This is a genomic window from Pseudomonas sp. TE4620 (assembly GCF_056279045.1).
The window spans coordinates 140,298-163,211 of the sequence record NZ_JBWBQO010000001.1 but is presented as its reverse complement, the minus strand read 5'-3'; the positions used below and the strand labels follow the sequence as shown (position 1 = coordinate 163,211).

Here is a 22,914-nt window from a genome sequence, read left to right as displayed (position 1 = left end):
AATCCCCTGAACCGACTATAGCCAGCAGGTTGAACTGCTTGATCCCTCTAAAGTGTGATTTGCATCCCAACCCCTCAGGCAGGGTCTGCATGACCGGCCACTACGCTGGCTGGGGGAAGAATGGCTTAATTTCGTCATTTGACAAGGCGCCCATGCGTCTGGCGTGCGGGTCGCGCCGCTTCAGGCGCGACCCGCCCGGCATTACAGGGTCGAGAGGAAGGTGCTGTTACTGGCTTGCCACTGGCTGATGTCCAGGCGAATGCGCTTCTTGTCGAGCTTGCCGACACTGGTCTTGGGAATTTCAGTAACAAGGGCGATCTGGCTGGGGATCGCCCACTTGTTGATGTGCCCCAGCTCCACGAATGGCTTGAGGTGTTCCTTGAGGACCTTGGCGTCGATGCTCTGGCCTTCGTGGATCACCAGCAGGGCAAACGGCCGCTCGCCCCACTGCGGGTCGGCGACACCGACCACCGCCACTTCGCGGATCGCCGGGTGGCGGCTGATCAGGTCTTCGAGCTCCAGTGACGAGATCCACTCGCCGCCGGTCTTGATCACGTCCTTGATGCGGTCACGGATATCGATCACGCCCATGCTGTCGAGGGTGGCGACGTCACCGGTGTGCAGCCAGCCGCCCTGCCAGAGTTCGGCGCCTTTCTCGGGCTCGCGGAAGTACCCCATGGTCAGCCACGGCGCGCGCAGCACCAGTTCGCCCTGGGTCTCGCCGTCGGCCGCCAGGAAGTTGCCGTTGCCATCGACAATCGCAGTTTCCACCAACGGCACCGGCACCCCGGCCTTGATCCGGTAGGTGATGCATTCGTCTTCGCTGCCAGCCAGCAGCTCGTCGTTGAGGTGAGCGCAGGACACCAGCGGGCAGGTCTCGGACATACCGTAAGCGGCGGTCAGCTGAATTCCGTGGGCCTTGGCCGCCTCGTACAGGGCGCGGTTCAGGGCACTGCCGCCAATGATGATTTTCCAGCCGCCGAAGTCCTGTTGCTGGGCACCCTTGGCATTGAGCAGCATCTGCAAGATGGTCGGTACGCAATGCGAGAAGGTCACCTTCTCGTTGCGCCACAGTTCGCAAAGCATCTCCGGCTCGTAGCGCCCGGGGTAGACCTGCTTGATGCCGAGCATGGTCGCCACGTAGGGAATGCCCCAGGCATGGACATGGAACATCGGCGTGATGGGCATGTACACATCATTGCTGCCGAGCAGGCGCACGCTGTCGATACTGCCGGTGACCGTCGCAGCCGCCAGAGTGTGCAGCACCAGTTGCCGGTGGGTGAAATACACCCCCTTGGGGTTACCGGTGGTACCGGTGGTGTAGAACGTGGTGGCAACCGAGTTCTCGTCGAAATCAGGGAAGTCATAGACCGGGCTGGCCGCCGCCAGCAATTGCTCGTACTCGCCGACCAGGTTCGGCAGGTCGGCGGTTTTCTGCTCGCCATCGGTCAGCAGCAGGGTTTTCTCCACCGTGGTCAGTTGCCCGGCGATGGCCTGGTAGAGGCCGACAAAGTCGCTGTTGACCAGCACGAAGCGGTCATCGGCGTGGTTCATGGTGTAAAGGATCTGCTCCGGCGACAGGCGCACGTTGATGGTGTGCACCACCGCGCCAATCATCGGAATGGCGAACATGCATTCGAGGTAGCGATGGCTGTCCCAGTCCATCACCGCCACGGTGTCACCAGCCTTGACCCCCGCTTCGGTGAGCACATTGGCCAGCCGCGCGATGCGCTCGTTGAGGGTCAGGTAGCTGTAGCGCAGCTGATCGCGGTAGACGATCTCGCGGGCTTTCTCGTAACGGCTGCCGGACAGCAGCAGGCGCTTGATCAACAGCGGAAACTGGTAAGCGTCCTCGGCAGGAGGAATGACGCGAGTCTGCAACATAGGAGTCCCTTTTCTAGAGTGCACAGGCTGGGCAAGACATGCCTTACTCTAGAACGCCTCCACAGCGGCCAAATCAGCCAAAGGAATGATTTGACCGCTGCAGGGATTAGTGGCGTTTGAACATCATTGTCAGTGCATTTCGGTGAAAGCGATCTTCACCCCCAGGGCAATCAGCACCGCGCCCATGGTGCGATCGAACCAGTGACCCATGCGCGCAAAGCCGGCGCGCACCCGCTGCTGGCTGAACAGCATGGCCACCAGGCAGAACCACAGGCCGGTGGCCACGGCCAGGTACAACCCGTAACCGGCCTGGATCGCCAGCGGCGTGTGCGGGTTGATGACCACGGTGAACAGCGACAGGAAAAACAGCGTCGCCTTGGGGTTCAGGCCATTGGTCATGAAGCCGGCGACAAAGGCCGCCCGCGGTGTGCGCTCGACCGTGGAGGCCTGCACGGCGTCGCTGCCAGGCGCGGCCGGGCGGGCGCGCAGGGCCTTGAAGCCGATGTACAGCAAGTAGGCGGCAGCCAGCCATTTCAGCGCATTGAACAGCATGATCGACTGCGACACGATCAGGCCGATACCCAGCAGCGAATAGCCGACATGCAGGAAAATCGCGGTACCGACGCCAAAGGCCGTCCAGGTACCGGCGCGCCGGCCGTGGGTAACGCTCTCGCGCACCACCACGGCGAAATCCGGGCCGGGGCTGGCCACCGCCAGCAGGTGGATCAACGCGACAGTCAGAAATTCGGCCCAGTACATGGGGGCTCCTTGCGGCAAAAGGTCAAACGGGGGCAACACACTACGCCCTCGCAGACCTTTGAAACAATCCCTGTGGGTGCTGGCGCCTTGACTCTCCCCCTTGGGGCAGGCGTTAGCCTCAGCGCTTTGCCCCTGGAACTGCCTTCGATGAGCAAACGAATCCTGGTGATACTCGGCCACCCTTCGCGTAACAGTTTCTGCGCAGCACTGAGCGACAGCTACATCAGCAGTGCCCGCGACAAAGGCCACGAAGTCTGCCTGCTGGAGCTCGGCGAGCTGGCCTTCGACCCGATCCTGCGCGAGGGTTATCAACAGGTACAAGCTTTGGAGCCCGACCTGCTGCACGCCCAGCAGCTGATCAGCTGGGCCGAGCACCTGGTGCTGGTCTTCCCGGTCTGGTGGGGCGGGATTCCGGCGCTGCTCAAGGGCTTTCTCGATCGCATCCTGCTGCCCGGCTTTGCCTTCAAGTACCGCAACAACTCGCCCTTCCCCGAACAGTTGCTCAAAGGCCGCAGCGCCGACCTGCTGGTGAGCATGGACACCCCGCCCTGGTACTACCGCTGGGTCTACCGCATGCCGGCGCTGCAGCAGATGCGCCGCACGACCCTGGGCTTCTGTGGAATCAGGACGCAAAAGACGTTAACGTTTGGCCCCATCATCAGCTCGAGCGCAGGCCAGCGCGATGCCTGGCTGCAGCAGGCGCGCAGGCTGGCTCACCGGCACTAACAAGGACGTTCGATGTACATCGGCAAAGCCGCGCAGCTGTCCGGGGCAACCATCAAAAGCATTCGCCATTATGAGCGCATCGGCCTGCTGCCGGCGCCCAGGCGCCAGGGCCGTTATCGCCTGTATGACCAACACAGCGTCGCCCTGCTGAGCCTGATCAAGTGCGCGCAAAAGCTCGGCTTCAGTCTCAAGGAGATGCAAGCGCTGGTGAGTGATGATCAGGCCGGCTTGCCGATCGAGCGGGTGCGCCAGGCGATTGCCGGCAAAAGCGCCCAGCTGCAGGCGCAGATCCAGGCACTGCAGCAGCAACAGCAAGGCCTGCTTGAACTGCAAAGCAGCCTTGAGCACAGCCATTACGATTGCTTCGCCTACAACGCTTGAGCCCTTACTGGAGCCACCCTATGTCCATCTCCCGTCGCGCCGTGTTTCTCGACCATAGCTCCCTGGACCTCGGTGACCTGGCGCTGGATCGCCTCAAGGCCTGTTTCGATGAGCTGCAGCTCTATCCGGCCAGCGCCCCCGGGCAGGTCGCCGAACGCCTGCAGGGCGCCAGCGTGGCGATCAGCAACAAGGTCATGATCGACGCCGCCACCCTCGCCGCCTGCCCCGAGCTGAAGCTGATTCTGGTGGCCGCCACAGGCACCAACAATGTCGACCTGCAGGCCGCCCGCGCCCAGGGCGTGGTGGTCAGCAACTGCCAGGGCTACGGCACGCCGTCGGTGGCCCAGCACACCCTGGCTTTGCTGTTGGCCCTGGCCACGCGCCTGAGCGACTATCAAAAGGCTGTCGCCAACGGCCAGTGGGGCCAGGCCAAACAGTTCTGCCTGCTGGACTTCCCCATCGTCGAGCTGGAGGGCAAGACCCTCGGCCTGCTCGGCCATGGCGAGCTGGGTGGCGCCGTAGCACGCCTGGCCGAAGCCTTCGGCATGCGCGTACTGCTTGGCCAGTTGCCCGGGCGCCCGCCCCGCGAAGACCGTATTGCGCTGGATGAGCTGCTGCCGCAGGTCGACGCGCTGACCCTGCACTGCCCGCTCAACGAGCACACCCGCAACCTGATCGGCGCCCGCCAACTGGCCCTGCTCAAGCCCGGCGCCTTTGTGATCAACACCGCCCGCGGCGGCCTGATCGACGAGCAGGCCCTGGCCGATGCCCTGCGCGCCGGCCACCTGGGCGGCGCGGCTACCGACGTGCTGAGTGTCGAACCACCGGTCAACGGCAACCCGCTGCTGGCGGCCGATATCCCGCGGCTGATCGTCACCCCGCACAGCGCCTGGGGCGCGGTCGAGTCACGCCAGCGTATCGTTGAGCAATTGAGCGAGAACGCCGAGGCGTTTTTTGCCGGCAGCCCGCGCCGCCAGGTCTAAGCCCGGCCAGGCTCTGGTAAACTGCGCCACTTTTTTCAGGAGTCGCCGTCCATGGACCCGCGCAGTGAAGTGTTGCTTCGTCAGGCCGATCTTTTCCAGGGCTCGCTGTTGCTGGCCGGTTTGCCTGCCGACGACCTGCTCGGCAAGTTGCCTGCGGCCCATGGCTGGAGCTGGCACGCCGGCGACCAGGCGGCGCTCGAGGCACGCTTCGCCGGGCGCAGCCACTTCGATGTAAACGCACCGGCCCAGGCTTTCGACGCCGCCGTGCTGTTCTTGCCCAAATCCCGGGACCTGGCCAATTACCTGCTCAACGCCCTGGCCTCGCGCCTGGCCGGTCGCCAGCTGTACCTGGTCGGCGAGAAACGCGGCGGCATCGAAGGCGCGGCCAAACAACTGCACGCCTTCGGCAAGCCGCGCAAACTCGACAGCGCCCGCCATTGCCAGCTGTGGCAGGTCACCGTCGAGCACGCCCCTGAAGCCAGGCCGCTGGAAAGCCTGGCCGAGCATTTCCAGCTGGAGCTGGCCGATGGCCCGCTGCAGATCGTCAGCCTGCCGGGCGTATTCAGCCATGGGCGCCTGGATCGCGGCAGCGCCCTGCTGCTGGAAAACCTCGACCAGCTGCCAACCGGCCACGTGCTGGATTTTGGCTGTGGCGCGGGTGTTCTCGGGGCGGCGATCAAACGCCGTTATCCGCAAAACCGCATCACCCTGCTTGATGTCGACGCCTTTGCCGTGGCCAGCAGCCGCCTGACCCTGGCCGCCAATGGTCTGGAAGGTGAGGTGATCTGCGGCGACGGCATCGATGCCGCGCCGCGCGAGCTGGACGTAATCATCAGCAACCCGCCGTTCCACACAGGTGTTCACACCAATTACCAGGCCTCGGAAAACCTGCTGCGAAAATCGGCCGATCATCTGAAAAAAGGTGGCGAAATGCGCTTGGTGGCAAATAGCTTCCTGCGCTACCAGCCGCTGATCGAAGCGGCCCTGGGCAACTGCCGGATCCGCGACGAGGGCCAAGGCTTTCGCATCTACCAGGCAACACGCGGTTAAAAAGAGCGCTTGCCGAAACGGATTTGCCTAGGCAGAATCCGCTCCGTCCTAGGGGAGTAGTCTCCCGCGAGCACCCAGCTCGCCCGGTACGCGTCAACATACTTGGTCCACAGACCATGGCGCGTGCGACCCACGGTCCGCACAGACGGACCCAGGGTTTGACAAGACCTATGACACGAACACCTTACCCGGGGCGGGAAGGCTGTACGTGTCATAGCCGTGTCGACCCGCCCCCGTAGGAATCCTGATGCTGGAATCATTGCTCGTCCCCACCGCGATCGTGGCCCTCGCCGAAATTGGCGACAAAACCCAATTGCTCGCGCTGATCCTTGCCGCGCGCTTTCGCAAGCCCTGGCCGATCATCGCCGGTATCATTGCCGCTACCCTGGCCAACCATGCCGCGGCCGGTGCCGTCGGCGCCTGGTTCAGCACCTTCTTCTCCGCCGCCACCCTGCACTGGATTCTCGCCGCAAGCTTTGCCGCCACGGCACTGTGGACGCTGATCCCGGACAAGATGGACGATGACGAAGCCAGCACCGCACGGCGCTTCGGCCCGTTCCTGACCACCCTGATCGCGTTCTTCATCGCGGAAATCGGCGACAAGACCCAGGTCGCCACGGTGATGCTGGCGGCGCAGTATCCGCACCTGATCATGGTCATTATCGGTACCACCCTGGGCATGCTGATTGCCAACGTGCCGGTGGTATTGGCGGGTAATTTTGCTGCAGAGAAACTGCCACTGACCCTGATCCGCCGCCTGGCGTCGGCTGCATTCTTCGTCCTGGCCGCGGTGGCGGTGTATTCGGCGATGCAGGTCAGTGGCTGGATCGGCTGAATACAATCGCAGGTCAAGCCCGCTCCTACAGTGGCCTGTGGGAGCGGGCATGACCTGCGATTTTTACTTGCGGGCCTGCTCGTACAACGGCATCACCTTCGGAATCGCCGCCTGCAACGAAGCCTGACGGCTGGCCGACGCCGGGTGAGTGCTCATGAACTCCGGCTGCGAGCCACCCGAGGCCTGGGCCATCTTGTCCCACAAGCTGATCGCCGCATTCGGGTTGTAGCCGGCGCGGGCGGCCAGTTCCAGGCCGATCAGGTCGGCTTCGTTCTCGTTGGCGCGGCTGTTGGGCAGGGTCATGCTGTACTGAACCACCGTGTCGGCGATCGCCATGCTGTCCTGGCCCAGGCCCAGCAGGGCACCGGCGCCTTGGCGAGCCATCTGCACGCCATAGGCCTTGGACATCGCCTCACGACCATGCTCACGCAGGGCGTGGGCGATTTCATGACCCATGACCGCAGCGAGCTCGTCGTCGGTCAGCTTGAGTTTTTCGATCAGGCCGCTGTAGACGAAGATCTTGCCACCCGGGCCGCAGTTGGCGTTGAGCTCGTCGCTCTTGATCAGGTTGACTTCCCAGTTCCACTGCGCCGAGTCCGGGCGGAACTGCGGGGCCTGGGCAATCAGGCGGTCAGCGATCAATTGCACGCGCTTGGCGTTGTTGCTGGTCTTGTCGAGTACACCCTTGCTGGATGCCTCGCCCAGGGTTTGCTGGTAGGACTGGGCATACATCTGGTTGACCTCATCGGTCGACAGCATGCTGAACATGTATTGCTTACGCTCGACACCCACGGCGCCGCCGCTGGTGGTGTTCACCGCCTGGCAGCCAGCGAGCAGGACGCTGGCGCTCAATGCACCGATTACAAATGACTTACGCATGAAAACACTCCCTTCGAACATGCCGCGTATCCTAGGCCGACTCCGTTGAGCCCGCCATATCCCTGACGAAGAATTCTCCAGACGGTGCTCATGCTTTCGCCCGGCCGGGCCGATAACGCAAGGCAGACGCCTTTCCTTGCGCTTGGAGCCCCCTCATGAAGTTCCGGTCGATCCAGTTTTCCGTCGCCGCCCTGGCCGGCGCCATTGTCCTGAGCATTGTCGCCGCCCTGGTGCTGTACGCCGTGTATTCCGGCGAACGTACCCAGGAGCTGGTGCAAAGCCGCACCCAGCAGCAATTCGAGGCGGTGATCGAGCAGCGCCTGACCGCCCTGGCGCGGACCCAGGTCAGCGAGATCCAGCGCGGCCTGGAAGCACCGCTACTGATTGCCAGGGGCCTGACTACCAGCAACGCCATGCTCGGCATGCAGGACGCCAGCGGCAATCCGCTGCTGAAGATCGAGCGCCAGCAAATGATCGCCCTGCTCAAGCAGACAGCACTGACCAACCCACTGATCCTCGGCACCTACCTGGGCTGGGAAAGTAACGCCCTGGACCACGACGACGCGCGCTTCGTCGGCACCTCGATCACCGGTATCGACAGCGCCAGCGGGCGCTTTCTGCCCTGGTGGTTCCGCAACGAAGACGGCAGCCTGGGCCTGGACAAACTGGCCGACGTCAACGACCAGACCGTCCTCGCCACCGGCGTGCGCGCCAGTGAGTACTACCTGTGCCCGCGAGAATCAAAGAAAGCCTGCGTGATCGACCCGGCACCTTACAAGGTAGGCGACAAAGTGGTGATGCTCGCCTCGTTCGTCGAGCCGATCATGATCGACGGCACGTTCCAGGGCATTGCCGGCGCCGACCTGTCGGTGAACTTCATCCAGGAACTGCTCAATACCGCCGATCGCCAGCTCTATGACGGTGCCGGCGAGCTGGCACTGGTGTCCGGCAACGGCCGCCTGGTGGCCTTTACCAAAGACCCGGGCAAATTCGGCGAGAAAGCCAGCGACGTCCTCGACGCCAATGCCGCCGCCACCCTGGCGCAACTGAGCGGCGAGAACCTGCACTACGAAGTCGACCAGGGCGCAGGCCGCATCGAGCTGTACTTGCCGTTCAAGATCGCCAATACCGACGCGCGCTGGACCCTGCTGCTGGAACTGCCGATCAGCGCGGTGATGGCCGATGTGCAGAAGTTGCAAAGCGACCTCAGCGACCAGCGCCGCACCGACATCACCGGCATGACCGTGGTCGGCCTGGGTATCGCCGCCCTTGGCCTGCTGGTGATCTGGCTGCTGGCCCACGGCATTGCCCGGCCACTGCGGCAAATGGTGGCGATGCTCGATGACATCGCCCAGGGCGAAGGCGACCTGACCCGCCGCCTGAGCAGCGACCGCGCCGACGAACTGGGCTCGATCGCCAAGGGCTTCAACACCTTCCTGAGCAAGCTGCAGGCGATGATCAGCCAGGTGGTGGCCTCGGTGCAGAAGGTCAGCGACTCCTCCGAACACACCGCCGACATCGCCATTCGCACCAACCAGGGTGTACACAAACAAATGGCCGAGATCGATCTGGTGGCCACCGCCGTGCACGAAATGACCGCTACCGCCCAGGACGTCGCGCGCAACGCCACCCATGCCGCCCAGGCCGCCAGCAATGCTGACCAGGCCGCACATCAGGGCCTGGCGATCGTGCGCGATACTTCCAGTTCGATCAGCGCCCTGGCCGAGGAAATCGGCCGAGCAGTGGGTGTGGTGCAGAACCTGGCGCGCGACAGCGAAAACATCAATGCCATCCTCACCGCCATCCGCGCGATTGCCGAGCAGACCAACCTGCTGGCGCTTAACGCTGCCATCGAGGCCGCTCGCGCCGGTGAGCAGGGCCGTGGTTTTGCCGTGGTCGCTGATGAAGTGCGCAACCTGGCGCAGAAAACCCAGCAGGCCACCGAAGAAATCCAGCAGATGATCCAGCAACTGCAGCAAGGTACCCGCGATGTGGTGCGGGTCATGGAAGACAGCCAGGGCAAGACCGACGACAGCGTGCAGCAAGCCGCGCGCGCTGCCCAGGCGCTGGAAAGCATTACCCAGGCAGTGTCGGTGATCAACGACATGAACACGCAGATTGCCAGTGCTGCCGAAGAGCAGAGCGCGGTGGCCGAAGACATCAACCGTAACGTGATCAATATTGGCCAGGTGGCCAACGAGGTGGCTGGCGGGGCGGATGAGTCGAGTACCGCCAGCGCCGAGCTGACCAAGCTGGCCGAGCAACAGCGGCGCTTGATCAATCAGTTCAGGGTGTAAAGCCAGCCCCCACAGAGCAAAGGGTCAGCTGAGGGAGCGGGCTTGACCCGCGATGCTTTTAAGCCGGGGTCAGACACTCCGGCCCATTGAGCTTGGGATCATTGACCATATTGGCCAGCACCCGCTCACGCAGCGGCGCCTGGCCGCCCGCCAGCAGCTCGTACAAGCGCGCCGGCGGGGTTTCGGGATCGAGCCAGGCAGCCTGCCCGGCCTCATCGAGAATCAGCGGCCGGCGCTGGTTCAGCGCCGCCTGGGTTACCACCGCGGTACTCAGCCAGACCTGATCCTGCACCGGATACGCCTCCCAGATCGCTGCAAAAAACAACGACGAGCCCTCCCCCGGCGTCAGCCAGTACGGCCGCTTGCGCTGGGTGCCGCGCCATTCGTAAAAGCCGTTGGCCGGTAGCAGACAGCGACGCAGGCGAAACGCCTCACGGAACATCGGCTGTTCGGCCAGGGTTTCGGCGCGGGCGTGGGCCGGGGTGCGCGACAAGTCGGTGAGCCAGGCCGGGGTCAGGCCCCAGCGTGCCCGCGCCAGCTCCAGCTGGCCACCCTCGAGGCGGCGCTGGATCAGCACCGAGGCGCCGGGGGAGATATTCCATTGCGCTTGCTGGTCACTGGGAAATCCCGGCAGGGCAGCAAAGGCGGGAGACCAGCGAAACAGCGCATAACGTCCACACATGAGGGCAAAAACCTAGCAAATCAGGGTTCCGGGGATGTTCTCCGGTTCGTCGCCGGCAAGTGGCTGGGCGCTATTGTACGCGGCGATCAGCTCGCGTGCGCAGGCAGCCTGCTCATCGGCCACCGCCAAACCGAGCAAACCGTGCATCGGCAGGTCGCCCATGGCGCCCATCAGGTCGCGGCCGACCAGGTGCACTGTGATGCCTTCGCTGGCGAGCATGCCGATGAGCATTTGTGCTTCGAGCAGGCTTTCAGGGTCGTAGATTCGCTGCATCAGTCATTCTCACCATAAACGTCCAGCATCCATTCCTCGCCATGTACCTGCAGCACGAAACGGATCGGCTTGCAGCACACCTGACAGTCTTCGATGTACTCCTGATCACCGCCCGACAGGTCCACTGTCGTCTCGACTTCTTCACCACAATAAGGACAATCGTAAAGCGCTGTCTCCAGCATCGCGGCCTCCCGAGTGACTTGTGCGTATAATTGCCGGTCTATTTACAGGCCCTGAGTGTGTCTGAGCCGTTTTTCAGACCCCGGCCCTACCTATTACCCTAGCCGTTTCCAACAAGAGAGCATGATGGGCGAATTCGATGCCATCCGACCGTACGACGACGCTGAAGTCCCTGCCGTTCTGGCACGGCTGCTCAGCGACCCGGCATTCCTCGATATCCTCACCCACTTCCGCTTCCCGCGCATGGCCGGGGCCTTCGGCTGGCTGCTCAAGCCGCTGATCGCCCGGCGCCTGCGCAAAGAGTTTGCCGGGGTCACCTGCGTTTCGACCCTGCAGGACAAAGTCGAGTACTACGTCGACCATACCATCGAGCGGGCAACCGACGGCGTGACCTACACCGGCGTCGAGCAGCTCAAGGCCGGTACCGCCTACCTGTTCCTGGCCAACCACCGCGACATCGTCATGGACCCGGCCTTCGTCAACTATGCCGTGTACCACGCCGGCCTGCCGACCCCGCGCATCGCCATCGGCGACAACCTGCTGCAAAAACCGTTCGTCAGCGACATGATGCGCCTGAACAAGAGCTTCATCGTGCACCGCTCGATCACCGGCCGGCGGGAAAAGCTCGCGGCTTACCAGCTGCTGTCGGCCTACATCAACCACTCGATCCGCAACGACGGCCAGTCGATCTGGATCGCCCAGGCCGAAGGCCGGGCCAAGGATGGTGATGACCGTACCGATTCGGCAATCCTGAAAATGTTCCACATGAGCCGCAAGGACGAGCCGTTCGGCGCCGTGATCCAGTCGCTGAACCTGAGCCCGGTGTCGATCAGCTACGAGTACGACCCCTGCGACCAGGCCAAGGCCCGCGAGCTGTACATTCGCGCCACCACCGGCACCTACAGCAAGGCGCCGGGTGAAGACGACATCAGCATCGCCCAGGGCATCACCGGCTACAAAGGCCGCGTGCACATCAACTTTGCCCCGCCGGTGACGGAGTTCGTCGAGGACACCAAGCAACTGGCAGCAGAGATTGACCGGCAGATTCTGGCCGGCTACCGGTTGTTCCCGGTGCATTACCTGGCCTATGCGCAGTGGGCCGATGCCGACCCGGCGCTGGAGGTGCCAGCAGCGGCCAAGGTGTTTGCGGCCGATGAACTGGCCCGCGCCCAGGCCGAATGGCAGCGCCGCCTGGACGCCTGCCCGGCCGAACAGCGGCCGTACCTGGTGCAGCAGTATGCGATGCCGGTACGCAATCAGTACCGGGTCAAGGCGGGGTTGGCGTTGTAAATTTATCGCGGGTCAAGCCCGCTCCCACAATTAACTTGGGAGCAGGCTTCACACCCAGGTGCTGAACCAGGACAACAGCAAGGCCAGCGCCAGGAAGGCAAAGCCAAGAATGTAGTAGAAGCGGTTGATGCGCAGGCTCATGCCATCGATCACCGCTTCATCGCCAGCCAGGCCCGCCAGGGTTTGCGCCGCGCGGCGGCGGGCACTGTGCAGCAGCAGGCCGCCCGGGCAGGTCAGCAGCAGGGCCAGCAGATTGATCAGCTTGGCCGGATGGGCGGCAAACAGCCCCCAGATCACTTGCAACGACATCGCAAAACCTCAAAAGAAGTACATCGATACTTTCGACTCGGCGGGCATTCTACCCAAGCGCCGTGCCCTTGCCTGTGCTTTGCGACAAATGACGATTAATTCCCGGCGTCACACGCTCGTCATCAAGACACGCCACTCTGTTGGCCGTCGCCACTTACCGGAGCTTGTCATGCTGCACGCCGAAAACCAGGACCGCCTCTACCTGATCGCCCAGAGCGATGAGCAGCAGGCGTTGATCGACGGCCTGGCGTTCAACGTCCAGGACCGCCAATGGCTGGTGTACTGCGCCCTGGGCGGGCATGCCCATGAAGACCTGCCCGAGGTCGACGGCCCTACCGGCATCAGCGTGCTGGACTTCTACGTCGAAGCCGCCTGAACCTGCAAAAACACAAAAGCCCGATGCCTGCCATGCAGACATCGGGCTTTTTGCTGGTGAGGCTTATTCGCCGAGGATCTGGCCGATGGCCTGGTCCTTGAACAGGCGGGTCAGCGCATCGCTGAGCACATCACCCACCAGCTTGGTGTTGGTTTCCTGGTTCGGCGCCATGCCGAAGCGCTGGTCCAGCGACGCGCCGTAGCGGCCGCTGTAGCGACGGTTGGCGTTGGCCACGTCAGCCTTGAAGGTTGCGCCGATGGTGGCTTCGGTCACGTACATGCCTTCTTTGGGCGACTGGTACTTGAGCTCGGCCAGGGTCACGGTCAGCTGCGGCGCGTTGTAGGCGTTCGGCGTCGGGGTAAAGCCCAGCAGGCGCACAGCTGCTTCGGCCTGGGCCTGCAGTTTTGGCAGGATGTCGTTGCCGGTCACGGTGATGGCGCTGGTTTCAGGGTACAGGCCGCCACGGGTGCCGAGGGTTTGCGAAGCGCGACCATCGACCACCTTGACCACCACTGGCTGGCCATGACCGACCGGCGCCAGCTGGGCGTTGAGTTTCGGTTGCGGGCTGAGTTGTTGCGGGCTGTGGGCACAACCGGCCAGGGTCAGACTGGTCACCGCGATCAAACCGAACAACAAACGTTGCAACATGCTCATCTCTCCAGAATAGGCAGCAAAGGCCGCCAGTATAACCAGCACGGGGCAGCCCAGCTATCGGCGTGCCATTAGTGAATAAGACAGGCATCCCCGGGCCCGGTTCGCTGTCACAATCGTTTCATCACTGCCCGGTTATCCTAGGCTCAGTTCTTCACAGGGATACCCGCCATGTCCTCGCTCCTGGCCCTGCTGTTCAAACGCAACCCGCAACGCTGCTTCGCCCGCCTCGACGCCCACGGCCTTTGCCAGGCCTTCAAGCAGTGCGCGCAGGCCCCGGCGACCAGTGGCTGGGTGGAAATCAGCGAAATTCGCCTGGCCTGGCTCAACCGTCCGCTGCCCGCCAGCGCCCGTGTTTCAAAGCGTGTCAGTGGAAACTGGCTGCAACGCAGCCTCGCCGCCTGAGTTTTGCCTCAATAAAAGTCGCTAATAAAGAGCTTTTCTGCCCGCGACATCGCTATAATCTCCCCCCGATTATAAGGACGTCTCCTGATCGGGCCTCGCAGTACCGCCAATGCCCAGCATTGCGCATCCCCCGCACCGCCCACAGAGAGCCTTCCACACAGGTCTTGCACCAGCCAGTGTGCCTGCGTCATCCGGCCATCTGCTCTGCCTGAACCTGCCGGGTCTGCCATCGCGCAGCCCATTTTGAGGTTCACGTCTCCAAAAGAGCGTGAAAAAACGGGTTTTCACAACTTCACGAGAGTGTGGCGAGCAATGAACAGTCTGGCATGTGCAAAAGCACCTAAAGTGTCCCGAACAGCCCTGAACAGCTGGCAACAGCGCTCATTTGCAATGGGTGCCTGAAACCGGTCCATAACGCACGACGGATACCTTGACCATAAGTCGAATTGCCGCACCGGCTGTAAAATGCGTTCATAGGCAACGCAAAGCCCGGTTGGTGGTGTCCGCTGAAGTTGCAAAAACTGCGAATAATCGGACATGGCGATCCTGGCAAGCCAGGGATCCTATGCTGTCAATTTGGTGCTGAAGATTTTGGAGACGCGTTAATGGCGCAGAACGAAGCAGTCGATGTAGTACTGGTAGGGGCAGGCATCATGAGTGCCACCCTGGCCGTACTGCTCAAGGAACTCGACCCGGCGATCAAGCTGGAAGTCGTCGAGTTGATGGATTCGGGTGCCGCGGAAAGTTCCAACCCGTGGAACAACGCCGGGACCGGCCATGCCGGGCTGTGTGAACTGAACTACACGCCACAGGCCGCCGACGGCAGCATCGATATCAAGAAAGCGGTGCATATCAATACCCAGTTCGAGGTGTCCCGGCAGTTCTGGGCCTACCTGAGCAAAAAGGGTGCGTTCAGCTCGCCGCGGGCGTTCATCAACCCCGTGCCGCACCTGAGCTACGTCGAGGGCGAGAAGGGCATCAGCTTCCTCAAGAAGCGTTTCGAGATGCTCAAGCAGCACCACGCCTTCAGCGAAATGGAGTACACCGAAGACAAGGCGGTGATGAACGAGTGGATGCCGCTGATGATGCCGGGTCGCCCTGCCGACCAGCAGATCGCCGCCACCCGCGTCATGAAAGGCACCGACGTCAACTTCGGCGCGCTGACCAACAAGCTGCTCAAGCACCTGGCCAACGCCCCCGAAGCACAGGTCAAGTACTGCAAGAAAGTCACCGGCCTGCGCCGTAACGGCAGCGGCTGGACCGTCAGCATCAAGGACGTCAACAGCGGCAGCAGCCGTGAAGTCGATGCCCGCTTCGTGTTCCTCGGCGCCGGTGGCGCGGCCCTGCCGCTGCTGCAACTGTCGGGTATCGAAGAGAGCAAGGGCTTTGGCGGCTTCCCGGTCAGCGGCCAGTGGCTGCGTTGCGACAACCCGGAAGTGGTCAAGCGCCACCAGGCCAAGGTCTACAGCCAGGCCGCGGTAGGTTCGCCACCGATGTCGGTGCCGCACCTGGATACCCGCGTGGTCGACGGCAAGACCTCGCTGCTGTTCGGCCCGTACGCAGGCTTCACCACCAAGTTCCTCAAGCACGGCTCGTTCCTCGACCTGCCGCTGTCGGTACGCATGGGCAACATCGGCCCGATGCTGGCCGTGGCCCGCGACAACATGGACCTGACCAAGTACCTGGTCAGCGAAGTGATGCAGTCGATGGAGCAGCGCCTGGATTCACTGCGCCGCTTCTACCCCGAGGCCAAGGCCGAGGACTGGCGTCTGGAAGTGGCTGGCCAGCGCGTGCAGATCATCAAGAAAGACCCGAAAAAAGGCGGCATTCTGCAGTTCGGTACCGAACTGGTTGCAGCCAAGGACGGCTCCCTGGCCGCCCTGCTCGGTGCTTCCCCTGGTGCTTCGGTAACCGTGTCGATCATGCTGGATCTGATCGAGCGCTGCTTCCCCGAGCAAGCCAAGGGCGCCTGGGCGGCCAAGCTCAAGGAAATTTTCCCGGCCCGGGAAAAGGTCTTGGCCACCGACGCTGCCCTGTACCACAAGATCAGTGCGTACAACGACGAGGCCCTGGGCCTGGTCGAAAGCAGCCCGGCGCAGAGCTACGCATAATCTGCCGGCATAAAAAAACGCCCTTCGGGGCGTTTTTTTATGGGCGCTGGTATCAGCCGCGAGCCTTGTCGATGATCTCGGTGTACTCGGGCGCATTGCGCTGATCCGCGATGGCTTCGACGAAGGTCTTACCGTGCTCGTCCTTGCCGTCCAGGTCATAACCAGCCTCGACGAAGAAGCCGACATAGCGCTCGAAGTCATCGACGCGCAGGCCGCGGTAGCCCTTGATCAGCTTGTGATGCGAAGGCGAAGTTACGCCATCGGCCGGCTCGTATTGCAGGAACGACTTAATGTAGTCATCACTGATCTCATCACCAATCACTTGCTTCTTGTCTTTACGCATTGCCGACTCCAACTGAACCATCACGGACATTTTCACGGGCCGGCAGTTTACCCCCGGGCAACGCCGGCACTCAACGCGCGCGTACGCTTCCGGTATGCAGATCGGCCCAGATGTGACCGTTGGGGTAGCTGAGGAACTGCACATAGACGGTATCGTTGCGCAGCAGGTCGAGCATCACCCGGTACTGGGCCAGCGGGTAGTTGAGTGTGAGGGTTTTGCTTTTGTCGTCGAACACCGGCTTTTTCAGGCTTTTGCTTTCGGCATCGAAGCTGACCAGTACCTGGCTGATGGTCGTGCCCTTGCTCAGCGGCTTGCCCTTGAGGCGCAGAATCAACGGTGAGGTGACCGGAATCGGTTGCTGGTTGGACTGGCGCTGGTTGCCCACTACCACCGAATAGCTGGTGACCTGCAGCAACTGCTGCGAATCGGCAACTTCCTTACGCAGCCCGAGGTCGTCGGGCGGCAGGAACTGGCTGTGCAGGGGCGCCGCGGCCAGCGGCATGCTCAGCAGGAACAGCAGGGGGAAAATCGCACGCATGTCAGGCTCCTTGGGGGCAGCCTGGCACTCTAGCATGGGGTAAGGCAAACGGGGCAAGCCGGGTCGACCGGCCCCGCCTGTGGACCTCAGAGACCCTTTACAGCGTAGATACCGTTAGCGTTGCGCCAGTAGCCTTTGTAGTCCATGCCATAACCGAACACATAGCGGTCAACACAGCTCAAGCCGCAGAAGTCGGCCTTGAGGTCGGCGCTGGCCTTGCGGTCGTGGTCCTTGTCGATCAGCACGGCAGTGTGCACGGCGCGGGCACCGGCATGCTTGCAGAAATCGATGATTGCGCTGAGGGTATGACCTTCGTCAAGAATGTCGTCGATGATCAGCACGTCACGATCGATAAACGAGACTTCCGGCTTGGCCTTCCAGAACAGGTCGCCGCCGCTGGTCTGGTTGCGGTAGCGGGTGGCGTGCAGGTAGGACGATTCCAGCGGGAATTGCAGATGGGTCAGCAGTTTGCCGGCGAAGATCAGGCCGCCGTTCATCACACAGAACACTACCGGGTTGCTGTCGGCCAGCACCTCGGTGATTTGCGCGCCCACGCGGGCGATGGCGGCCTCGACTTCGGCTTCGGTGTGCAGGCAGTCAGCCTCGCGCATGACTTGACGGATGTGCTCGAGATCGGCGGACATGGCGCTCTCCAAGGGGCGGCAATTGAGAAAAGCGGGCAAAGGTACGCATCCCGTCGCATCAGATCAAGCATTTCTGGACTAACGTCCAGTAAGTCTGAGGACATGCATGGCTGAATAGATTAATCTAGCGCGGTTTTTTTGCCCGCCCCCCGGAGCTTTTCCCTATGCCTACCCGTGAGATCCGCCATCCGCTGATCCGCCACAAGCTCGGCCTGATGCGCCGCGCCGACATCAGCACCAAGAACTTTCGCGAGCTCGCCCAGGAAGTCGGCACGCTCCTGACCTACGAAGCAACCAAAGACCTGCCGCTGGAAAGCTACGAAATCGACGGCTGGTGCGGCAAGGTCCAGGTCGAGAAGATCGCCGGCAAGAAGATTACTGTAGTACCGATCCTGCGCGCCGGCATCGGCATGCTCGACGGCGTGCTCAGCCTGATCCCGGGCGCCAAGGTCAGCGCCGTGGGCGTGGCCCGCAACGAGGAGACCCTCGAAGCGCACACCTACCTGGAAAAACTCGCCCCGGAGATCAACGAGCGCCTGGCGCTGATTATCGACCCGATGCTGGCCACCGGCGCCTCGATGGTCGCCACCATCGACCTGCTGAAAAAGGCCGGCTGCAAGGACATCCGCGCGATGGTCCTGGTTGCCGCCCCCGAAGGCATCGCCGTGGTCGAGAAAGCCCACCCGGATGTGCAGATCTACACCGCCTCGATCGACCAGTGCCTGAACGAGCACGGCTACATCATCCCGGGCCTGGGCGATGCCGGTGACAAGATCTTCGGTACCAAGCAGAAGGACGCCTGAACATGCAGGATGAGTTCAACGACCCGCTCTGGCGCCAGGTCGTCTCCGGCGCGCAGATGCTCTTCGTCGCCTTTGGCGCGCTGGTATTGATGCCGCTGATTACCGGCCTCGACCCCAACGTCGCGCTGTTCACGGCGGGTTTGGGAACTCTGCTGTTTCAGATAGTGACCGGCCGTCAGGTGCCGGTATTCCTGGCCTCGAGTTTCGCTTTCATCACTCCGATCATCCTCGCCAAGGGCCAGTTCGGCCTGGCCGAGACCATGGGCGGGGTCATGGCGGCGGGCTTCGTCTACACCTTCCTCGGCCTTGCGGTAAAAATCAAAGGCACCGGCTTTATCGACCGCCTGCTGCCACCGGTGGTGATCGGCCCGGTGATCATCTCGATCGGCCTGGCAATGGCGCCGATTGCCGCCAACATGGCCATGGGCAAGGCCGGTGACGGCGCCGAGCTGCTGCCGTACGGCACCGCGATGATGATCTCCATGCCGGCGCTGCTGACCACCCTGATCGTCGCGGTGTTCGGCAAGGGTATCTTCCGCCTGGTGCCGATCATTGCCGGGGTGCTGGTGGGCTTTGCCCTGTCGTTCTACTTTGGCGTGGTCGACACCGCCAAGATCGCCGCCGCGCCCTGGCTGGCGCTGCCGCACTTCACCGCGCCAGCGTTCAACTGGCAGGCGATCCTGTTCATCGTACCGGTGGCCCTGGCGCCGGCGATCGAGCACATCGGCGGGGTGATTGCGGTGGGCAGCGTGACCGGCCGCGACTACCTGAAAAAACCTGGCCTGCACCGCACCCTGCTCGGTGACGGCATCGCCACTACCACTGCCGGCCTGTTCGGCGGGCCGCCCAACACCACCTACGCCGAAGTGACCGGCGCGGTGATGCTGACCAAGAACTACAACCCGAAGATCATGACTTGGGCGGCAATCTTTGCCATCACCCTGGCCTTCATCGGCAAGTTCGGCGCGCTGCTGCAGAGCATTCCGGTGCCGGTAATGGGCGGCATCCTCTGCCTGCTGTTCGGCTCGATCGCGGCGGTGGGCATGAACACCATGATCCGCCACAAGATCGATCTCAGCGAAGCGCGCAACCTGGTGATCGTGTCGGTAACCCTGGTGTTCGGTATCGGCGGCGTGCTGATCGGTAGCGGCACAGGCCCCGATGACTGGGGCCTGAAGGGCATCGCCCTGTGCGCGGTGGTGGCTATTGCCTTGAACCTGCTGCTGCCGGGTAACGACAGCTGGAAGAACAAGGCGCTGGACGATCAGTTGCCTTGATCTGAAGGTCTAGCCCCCTCCCAAGCAGTCTGTGGGAGCGGGCTAGACCCGCGATGAGGCCCTCAAGCCTCTTCGCACATCCCCTTCAACGCCTGCACCCACTGCGGGTGATCATTCAGGCACGGCACCAGCACCAGCTCTTCGCCGCCGGCCTCGACAAACTGCTCGCGCCCGCGGTCACCGATCTCTTCCAGGGTCTCGATGCAATCGGCGACAAACGCCGGGCACATTACCAGCAGCTTTTTCACCCCTGACTTGCCCAGCTCGTCCAACCGCGTTTCGGTGTACGGCTCGATCCACTTCGCCCGCCCCAGCCTTGACTGGAACGACACCGACCACTTGCCGTCGGGGATGCCCATCTTCTGCGCGAACGCCTGGGCGGTGCGCAGGCACTGGCCGCGATAGCAGACCGCAAGCACCTCGGGCGAAGCGGTGCGGCAGCAATCGGCGTCCTGGAAACAATGCTTGCCGGTGGGGTCGAGTTTTTTCAGGTGTCGCTCGGGCAGGCCATGGAAGCTGAGCAGCAGGTGATCGTAATCCTCCTGCAAGTATGGCTGCGCGCTGGCTACCAGGGCGTCGATGTATTCCGGCTTGTCGTAGAACGGCTGCAGAATCGCCATCTCGAGCGGCAGCTTGTGCTCGCCAATCACCTGTTTCGCCTGCTCGATGACCGTGGTCACGGTGCTGTCGGCAAACTGCGGGTACAGCGGCGCCAAGGTGACCTTCTTCACGCCCTGGCTGGCCAGGCGCGTCAGCACCGTCGGCAACGAAGGCTCGCCGTAGCGCATGGCGATTTCCACCGGGCCGTGGCTCCACTGCTCGCGCATTGCGGCCTGCAGGCGGCGGGTCAGCACCACCAGCGGCGAACCCTCGTCCCACCAGATCGAGGCATAGGCATGGGCCGATTGCTCCGGGCGCTTGATCAGGATCAGCGACACCAGCAGCCGCCGCACCGGCCACGGCAGGTCGATGACATAGGGGTCCATGAGAAACTGATTGAGGTACCGGCGCACGTCGGCGACAGAGGTGGAGGCCGGTGAACCCAGGTTGACCAGCAGCAAAGCGTGATCGGTCATGCAACGTCCTATTTCAGAGGCGCCTGGACAGTTCATCCAGGGCCGATTGCAGATCATTGAAGCGGAAGGTAAAACCGGCCGCCAGCAAACGTACCGGCCGCGCCCGTTGCCCGCCCAGTAGCAAGGTCGACAATTCGCCCAGCCCGGCCTTGAGCAGCAGCGCCGGCATCGGCATCAATGCCGGGCGGTGCAGGGCCCGGCCCAGACGCCTGGCGAACTCGCGGTTGCGCACCGGCTCCGGGGCGCAGGCATTATAAGGACCGCAGGCATCCTTGTGCTGCAAGAGAAAATCAATCAGGGCGATCTGGTCGTGTATATGGATCCACGGCATCCACTGCCGACCGTCGCCGATAGGCCCGCCCAGCCCGAGTTTGAACGGCAGGCGCAGGCGCGACAAAAAGCCGCCCTCGCTCGCCAGCACCAGCCCGGTACGCACCAGCACCACGCGAATCCCCAGCGGTTGCGCGGCCATGGCGGTTTCTTCCCAGGCGATGCACAGCTGGCTGGCGAAATCCTCCTTGACCGGCTGCGAAGCCTCGGTGAGTTCGCGCTCGCCACCATCGCCATACCAGCCTACCGCCGAACCCGAGATCAGTAGCTCGGGGCGCTGCTGACGCTTCTCCAACCAGGCCAGCAATTGCTCGGTCAAAGTGATACGACTGGCCCAGAGCAAGGCGCGACGGCTGGAGCTCCAGGGCCGGTCGGCAATCGGTGCGCCGGCCAGATTGATCACCGCGTCCACGCCGTCGTCATCGGCCAGCTCATCGAGCCGGGCTATGCCACGCACCCCGGAGCCACACAACTTGCCCACCTGTTCAGGGCGCCGACTCCATACCGTCAGCCGATGTCCCTGGGCCAGCCAGTGCTGACACAGGTGTTGGCCGATCAACCCGGTACCGCCGGTCAGCAATATATGCATGGCTGTGTCCTCGCATGGCGCGCCAGTGGTCTATTTTTAACAACAAGGCACTTTTTTGACCGATCGCTCTCGGATAAACATAGGCCAACCTGTGGTAACGAGCGGAATCATCTTATACAGGATTCGTGCATTGTACAGGTTTGCCGGGCAGCGTAGTCTGCAACCATTAGGTTCGAAGAGGCCATCATGACTGTACCTATTGCCATCATCGGGGCCGGTATCGCCGGCCTGTCCGCCGCCCAGGCGTTGCAAAAGGCCGGGCAGACCGTTCATTTGTTCGACAAGGGCCACGGCAGCGGCGGACGCATGGCCAGCAAACGCAGCGATGCCGGCGCCCTTGATCTCGGCGCCCAGTACTTCACGGCCCGCGACCGGCGCTTTGTCGACCAGTTGCAGCAATGGGTAGCGGCCGGTTGGGCGGCCGAATGGAAGCCGCAGCTGTATCACTATCAGGATGGCGTACTGAGCCCCTCCCCCGACGAGCAGACGCGCTGGGTTGGCGTGCCGCGCATGAGCGCCATCACCCGCGGCCTGCTCAAGGATGTCACGGTAAACTTCAGCTGCCGTATTGCCGAAGTCTATCGCGGCCAGAAGTACTGGCACCTGCAGGACACCGACGGCTGCAGCCACGGGCCGTTCAGCCGGGTGGTAGTCGCCGTGCCGGCGCCTCAGGCCACCCAGTTGCTCAGTGCTGCGCCCAAGCTGGCCGCCACTGCCGCCGGCGTGCAGATGGACCCGACCTGGGCCATCGCCCTGGCGTTCGACACCCCGCTCGACACCCCGATGCAAGGCTGCTTCGTACAAGGCAGCGCCCTCGACTGGCTGGCGCGCAACCGGAGCAAACCCGGGCGCGACGAACACATGGACACCTGGGTGTTGCATGCCACTTCCAGCTGGAGCAAGCAGCACATCGACCTGCCCAAGGAGGCGGTGATCGAGCAACTGTGGGGCGATTTCGCCGAGCTGGTCGGCTGCGTGGTGCCCGCCCCGAACTTCTCCCTCGCCCACCGCTGGCTGTATGCCCGCCCGGCCAGCAATCACGAATGGGGCGCCCTGGCCGACGCTGACCTGGGCCTGTATGCCTGTGGCGACTGGTGCCTGTCGGGCCGGGTCGAAGGCGCTTGGCTCAGCGGCCAGGAAGCGGCCCGTCGGCTGCTTGAGCATCTGGAGTAACAGCTGCCGGGGCTGCTCCTGTTCAGCCCCGCCTGACATTTTCGACATCCTGCACAAAAGTTGTACAAGT

General features: G+C 62.9%; 26 protein-coding genes, 1 pseudogene and 1 riboswitch. Of the genes and pseudogenes, 14 read left to right on the top strand and 13 right to left on the bottom strand.

The window, feature by feature from the left end; all coding sequences use genetic code 11:
- Window positions 1-201: 201 nt before the first annotated feature.
- A complete protein-coding gene (locus tag ACZ9A3_RS00770) occupies window positions 202-1,884 on the bottom strand; it encodes a fatty acid--CoA ligase (protein ID WP_476252039.1) in 1,683 nt (560 codons plus the stop codon).
- 129 nt (window positions 1,885-2,013) lie between these two features.
- The gene (locus ACZ9A3_RS00765) at window positions 2,014-2,643 is read right to left on the bottom strand and encodes a LysE family translocator (RefSeq protein ID WP_045196037.1); all 630 of its coding nucleotides are present in this window, start codon (window positions 2,641-2,643) and stop codon (window positions 2,014-2,016) included.
- 147 nt (window positions 2,644-2,790) lie between these two features.
- On the opposite strand from ACZ9A3_RS00765, the gene ACZ9A3_RS00760 reads away from it, so the two are divergent.
- From ACZ9A3_RS00760 to ACZ9A3_RS00740, 5 genes are all read left to right on the top strand, one after another.
- Window positions 2,791-3,369, top strand: a complete 579-nt coding sequence (locus ACZ9A3_RS00760) for an NAD(P)H-dependent oxidoreductase (RefSeq protein WP_045196035.1) — start codon at window positions 2,791-2,793, stop codon at window positions 3,367-3,369.
- Between the two features lie 12 nt (window positions 3,370-3,381).
- A complete protein-coding gene (locus ACZ9A3_RS00755) occupies window positions 3,382-3,750 on the top strand; it encodes a MerR family transcriptional regulator (RefSeq protein ID WP_045196033.1) in 369 nt (122 codons plus the stop codon).
- A 20-nt stretch (window positions 3,751-3,770) separates the two neighbouring features.
- Window positions 3,771-4,733 (top strand): 2-hydroxyacid dehydrogenase, encoded by a 963-nt coding sequence (locus ACZ9A3_RS00750; RefSeq protein WP_045196031.1) that lies wholly within the window; start codon window positions 3,771-3,773, stop codon window positions 4,731-4,733.
- A 51-nt stretch (window positions 4,734-4,784) separates the two neighbouring features.
- Window positions 4,785-5,783, top strand: a complete 999-nt coding sequence (locus ACZ9A3_RS00745; RefSeq protein WP_045196029.1) for a class I SAM-dependent methyltransferase — start codon at window positions 4,785-4,787, stop codon at window positions 5,781-5,783.
- A gap of 38 nt (window positions 5,784-5,821) precedes the next feature.
- Window positions 5,822-5,943: riboswitch (yybP-ykoY riboswitch) on the top strand.
- Window positions 5,944-6,030: 87 nt separating this feature from the next.
- On the top strand, window positions 6,031-6,618 hold the full coding sequence (locus ACZ9A3_RS00740; RefSeq protein WP_045196027.1) for a TMEM165/GDT1 family protein: 588 nt from the start codon (window positions 6,031-6,033) through the stop codon (window positions 6,616-6,618).
- 63 nt (window positions 6,619-6,681) lie between these two features.
- Here the strand turns inward: ACZ9A3_RS00740 and ACZ9A3_RS00735 are convergent, their stop codons facing one another.
- On the bottom strand, window positions 6,682-7,497 hold the full coding sequence (locus ACZ9A3_RS00735; RefSeq protein WP_045196578.1) for a M48 family metallopeptidase: 816 nt from the start codon (window positions 7,495-7,497) through the stop codon (window positions 6,682-6,684).
- 155 nt (window positions 7,498-7,652) lie between these two features.
- On the opposite strand from ACZ9A3_RS00735, the pseudogene ACZ9A3_RS00730 reads away from it, so the two are divergent.
- Together ACZ9A3_RS00730 and ACZ9A3_RS00725 are read left to right on the top strand one after the other, a co-directional pair.
- Window positions 7,653-8,939 (top strand): annotated as a pseudogene (locus tag ACZ9A3_RS00730) (methyl-accepting chemotaxis protein); the annotation flags it as partial.
- A gap of 12 nt (window positions 8,940-8,951) precedes the next feature.
- Window positions 8,952-9,794 (top strand): methyl-accepting chemotaxis protein, encoded by an 843-nt coding sequence (locus ACZ9A3_RS00725; RefSeq protein WP_371128693.1) that lies wholly within the window; start codon window positions 8,952-8,954, stop codon window positions 9,792-9,794.
- A gap of 58 nt (window positions 9,795-9,852) precedes the next feature.
- Here ACZ9A3_RS00725 and ACZ9A3_RS00720 read toward each other — a convergent pair whose 3' ends face one another.
- From ACZ9A3_RS00720 to ACZ9A3_RS00710, 3 genes are read right to left on the bottom strand one after another with little or no spacing between them, the layout of a single operon-like run.
- Window positions 9,853-10,476, bottom strand: coding sequence for an SOS response-associated peptidase (locus ACZ9A3_RS00720; protein ID WP_045196024.1), 624 nt, complete (start codon window positions 10,474-10,476; stop codon window positions 9,853-9,855).
- A 12-nt stretch (window positions 10,477-10,488) separates the two neighbouring features.
- Complete coding sequence (locus tag ACZ9A3_RS00715) at window positions 10,489-10,749, bottom strand: putative signal transducing protein (RefSeq protein ID WP_038997143.1); 261 nt, start codon at window positions 10,747-10,749, stop codon at window positions 10,489-10,491.
- Entirely contained in the window at window positions 10,749-10,931 is a 183-nt protein-coding gene (locus ACZ9A3_RS00710) for a CPXCG motif-containing cysteine-rich protein (protein WP_045196022.1), read from the bottom strand. The genes ACZ9A3_RS00715 and ACZ9A3_RS00710 overlap by 1 nt, the downstream gene beginning before the upstream one ends.
- 124 nt (window positions 10,932-11,055) lie before the next feature.
- On the opposite strand from ACZ9A3_RS00710, the gene ACZ9A3_RS00705 reads away from it, so the two are divergent.
- Window positions 11,056-12,219, top strand: a complete 1,164-nt coding sequence (locus ACZ9A3_RS00705) for a 1-acyl-sn-glycerol-3-phosphate acyltransferase (protein ID WP_045196020.1) — start codon at window positions 11,056-11,058, stop codon at window positions 12,217-12,219.
- Window positions 12,220-12,267: 48 nt separating this feature from the next.
- Here the strand turns inward: ACZ9A3_RS00705 and ACZ9A3_RS00700 are convergent, their stop codons facing one another.
- A complete protein-coding gene (locus ACZ9A3_RS00700; RefSeq protein ID WP_045196018.1) occupies window positions 12,268-12,528 on the bottom strand; it encodes a hypothetical protein in 261 nt (86 codons plus the stop codon).
- Window positions 12,529-12,697: 169 nt separating this feature from the next.
- On the opposite strand from ACZ9A3_RS00700, the gene ACZ9A3_RS00695 reads away from it, so the two are divergent.
- A complete protein-coding gene (locus ACZ9A3_RS00695; protein ID WP_045196016.1) occupies window positions 12,698-12,904 on the top strand; it encodes a hypothetical protein in 207 nt (68 codons plus the stop codon).
- Between the two features lie 63 nt (window positions 12,905-12,967).
- Here the strand turns inward: ACZ9A3_RS00695 and ACZ9A3_RS00690 are convergent, their stop codons facing one another.
- On the bottom strand, window positions 12,968-13,552 hold the full coding sequence (locus ACZ9A3_RS00690; protein WP_038997150.1) for a YajG family lipoprotein: 585 nt from the start codon (window positions 13,550-13,552) through the stop codon (window positions 12,968-12,970).
- A 174-nt stretch (window positions 13,553-13,726) separates the two neighbouring features.
- On the opposite strand from ACZ9A3_RS00690, the gene ACZ9A3_RS00685 reads away from it, so the two are divergent.
- A complete protein-coding gene (locus ACZ9A3_RS00685) occupies window positions 13,727-13,960 on the top strand; it encodes a hypothetical protein (protein WP_045196014.1) in 234 nt (77 codons plus the stop codon).
- A gap of 605 nt (window positions 13,961-14,565) precedes the next feature.
- Window positions 14,566-16,071: a malate dehydrogenase (quinone) gene (gene mqo, locus ACZ9A3_RS00680; RefSeq protein ID WP_045196012.1), complete on the top strand. Its 1,506-nt coding sequence runs from the start codon at window positions 14,566-14,568 to the stop codon at window positions 16,069-16,071.
- 52 nt (window positions 16,072-16,123) lie between these two features.
- On the opposite strand, the gene ACZ9A3_RS00675 is transcribed toward mqo, so the two are convergent.
- The 3 genes from ACZ9A3_RS00675 to ACZ9A3_RS00665 all read right to left on the bottom strand — a co-directional run bounded on the left by ACZ9A3_RS00675 (window position 16,124) and on the right by ACZ9A3_RS00665 (window position 17,596).
- On the bottom strand, window positions 16,124-16,414 hold the full coding sequence (locus tag ACZ9A3_RS00675; RefSeq protein WP_045196010.1) for a PA4642 family protein: 291 nt from the start codon (window positions 16,412-16,414) through the stop codon (window positions 16,124-16,126).
- A gap of 70 nt (window positions 16,415-16,484) precedes the next feature.
- Window positions 16,485-16,952: a hypothetical protein gene (locus ACZ9A3_RS00670; RefSeq protein WP_476252038.1), complete on the bottom strand. Its 468-nt coding sequence runs from the start codon at window positions 16,950-16,952 to the stop codon at window positions 16,485-16,487.
- A gap of 86 nt (window positions 16,953-17,038) precedes the next feature.
- Window positions 17,039-17,596, bottom strand: coding sequence for a hypoxanthine-guanine phosphoribosyltransferase (locus tag ACZ9A3_RS00665; RefSeq protein WP_010225758.1), 558 nt, complete (start codon window positions 17,594-17,596; stop codon window positions 17,039-17,041).
- 164 nt (window positions 17,597-17,760) lie between these two features.
- Here ACZ9A3_RS00665 and upp point away from each other — a divergent pair, with 164 nt between their 5' ends.
- Complete coding sequence (upp, locus tag ACZ9A3_RS00660) at window positions 17,761-18,399, top strand: uracil phosphoribosyltransferase (RefSeq protein ID WP_045196006.1); 639 nt, start codon at window positions 17,761-17,763, stop codon at window positions 18,397-18,399.
- Window positions 18,400-18,401: 2 nt separating this feature from the next.
- Window positions 18,402-19,676: a uracil-xanthine permease family protein gene (locus ACZ9A3_RS00655; protein WP_093387948.1), complete on the top strand. Its 1,275-nt coding sequence runs from the start codon at window positions 18,402-18,404 to the stop codon at window positions 19,674-19,676.
- A gap of 62 nt (window positions 19,677-19,738) precedes the next feature.
- On the opposite strand, the gene hemH is transcribed toward ACZ9A3_RS00655, so the two are convergent.
- A complete protein-coding gene (gene hemH / locus ACZ9A3_RS00650; protein WP_045196002.1) occupies window positions 19,739-20,752 on the bottom strand; it encodes a ferrochelatase in 1,014 nt (337 codons plus the stop codon).
- Window positions 20,753-20,765: 13 nt separating this feature from the next.
- The gene (locus ACZ9A3_RS00645; protein WP_476252037.1) at window positions 20,766-21,671 is read right to left on the bottom strand and encodes a TIGR01777 family oxidoreductase; all 906 of its coding nucleotides are present in this window, start codon (window positions 21,669-21,671) and stop codon (window positions 20,766-20,768) included.
- A gap of 186 nt (window positions 21,672-21,857) precedes the next feature.
- Here ACZ9A3_RS00645 and ACZ9A3_RS00640 point away from each other — a divergent pair, with 186 nt between their 5' ends.
- A complete protein-coding gene (locus ACZ9A3_RS00640; RefSeq protein ID WP_045195999.1) occupies window positions 21,858-22,844 on the top strand; it encodes an NAD(P)/FAD-dependent oxidoreductase in 987 nt (328 codons plus the stop codon).
- Window positions 22,845-22,914 lie beyond the last annotated feature (70 nt).

Coding starts and splice junctions, on each gene's coding strand:
- ACZ9A3_RS00640 (WP_045195999.1), top strand. CDS start 21,858: ATGACTGTACCTATTGCCATCATCGGGGCCGGTATCGCCGGCCTGTCC.
- mqo (WP_045196012.1), top strand. CDS start 14,566: ATGGCGCAGAACGAAGCAGTCGATGTAGTACTGGTAGGGGCAGGCATC.
- ACZ9A3_RS00705 (WP_045196020.1), top strand. CDS start 11,056: ATGGGCGAATTCGATGCCATCCGACCGTACGACGACGCTGAAGTCCCT.
- ACZ9A3_RS00765 (WP_045196037.1), bottom strand. CDS start 2,643: ATGTACTGGGCCGAATTTCTGACTGTCGCGTTGATCCACCTGCTGGCG.
- ACZ9A3_RS00655 (WP_093387948.1), top strand. CDS start 18,402: ATGCAGGATGAGTTCAACGACCCGCTCTGGCGCCAGGTCGTCTCCGGC.
- ACZ9A3_RS00695 (WP_045196016.1), top strand. CDS start 12,698: ATGCTGCACGCCGAAAACCAGGACCGCCTCTACCTGATCGCCCAGAGC.
- ACZ9A3_RS00720 (WP_045196024.1), bottom strand. CDS start 10,476: ATGTGTGGACGTTATGCGCTGTTTCGCTGGTCTCCCGCCTTTGCTGCC.
- ACZ9A3_RS00770 (WP_476252039.1), bottom strand. CDS start 1,884: ATGTTGCAGACTCGCGTCATTCCTCCTGCCGAGGACGCTTACCAGTTT.
- upp (WP_045196006.1), top strand. CDS start 17,761: ATGCCTACCCGTGAGATCCGCCATCCGCTGATCCGCCACAAGCTCGGC.
- ACZ9A3_RS00755 (WP_045196033.1), top strand. CDS start 3,382: ATGTACATCGGCAAAGCCGCGCAGCTGTCCGGGGCAACCATCAAAAGC.
- ACZ9A3_RS00700 (WP_045196018.1), bottom strand. CDS start 12,528: ATGTCGTTGCAAGTGATCTGGGGGCTGTTTGCCGCCCATCCGGCCAAG.
- ACZ9A3_RS00760 (WP_045196035.1), top strand. CDS start 2,791: ATGAGCAAACGAATCCTGGTGATACTCGGCCACCCTTCGCGTAACAGT.
- ACZ9A3_RS00685 (WP_045196014.1), top strand. CDS start 13,727: ATGTCCTCGCTCCTGGCCCTGCTGTTCAAACGCAACCCGCAACGCTGC.
- hemH (WP_045196002.1), bottom strand. CDS start 20,752: ATGACCGATCACGCTTTGCTGCTGGTCAACCTGGGTTCACCGGCCTCC.
- ACZ9A3_RS00690 (WP_038997150.1), bottom strand. CDS start 13,552: ATGTTGCAACGTTTGTTGTTCGGTTTGATCGCGGTGACCAGTCTGACC.
- ACZ9A3_RS00725 (WP_371128693.1), top strand. CDS start 8,952: ATGATCAGCCAGGTGGTGGCCTCGGTGCAGAAGGTCAGCGACTCCTCC.
- ACZ9A3_RS00735 (WP_045196578.1), bottom strand. CDS start 7,497: ATGCGTAAGTCATTTGTAATCGGTGCATTGAGCGCCAGCGTCCTGCTC.
- ACZ9A3_RS00745 (WP_045196029.1), top strand. CDS start 4,785: ATGGACCCGCGCAGTGAAGTGTTGCTTCGTCAGGCCGATCTTTTCCAG.
- ACZ9A3_RS00645 (WP_476252037.1), bottom strand. CDS start 21,671: ATGCATATATTGCTGACCGGCGGTACCGGGTTGATCGGCCAACACCTG.
- ACZ9A3_RS00670 (WP_476252038.1), bottom strand. CDS start 16,952: ATGCGTGCGATTTTCCCCCTGCTGTTCCTGCTGAGCATGCCGCTGGCC.
- ACZ9A3_RS00750 (WP_045196031.1), top strand. CDS start 3,771: ATGTCCATCTCCCGTCGCGCCGTGTTTCTCGACCATAGCTCCCTGGAC.
- ACZ9A3_RS00740 (WP_045196027.1), top strand. CDS start 6,031: ATGCTGGAATCATTGCTCGTCCCCACCGCGATCGTGGCCCTCGCCGAA.
- ACZ9A3_RS00710 (WP_045196022.1), bottom strand. CDS start 10,931: ATGCTGGAGACAGCGCTTTACGATTGTCCTTATTGTGGTGAAGAAGTC.
- ACZ9A3_RS00665 (WP_010225758.1), bottom strand. CDS start 17,596: ATGTCCGCCGATCTCGAGCACATCCGTCAAGTCATGCGCGAGGCTGAC.
- ACZ9A3_RS00675 (WP_045196010.1), bottom strand. CDS start 16,414: ATGCGTAAAGACAAGAAGCAAGTGATTGGTGATGAGATCAGTGATGAC.
- ACZ9A3_RS00715 (WP_038997143.1), bottom strand. CDS start 10,749: ATGCAGCGAATCTACGACCCTGAAAGCCTGCTCGAAGCACAAATGCTC.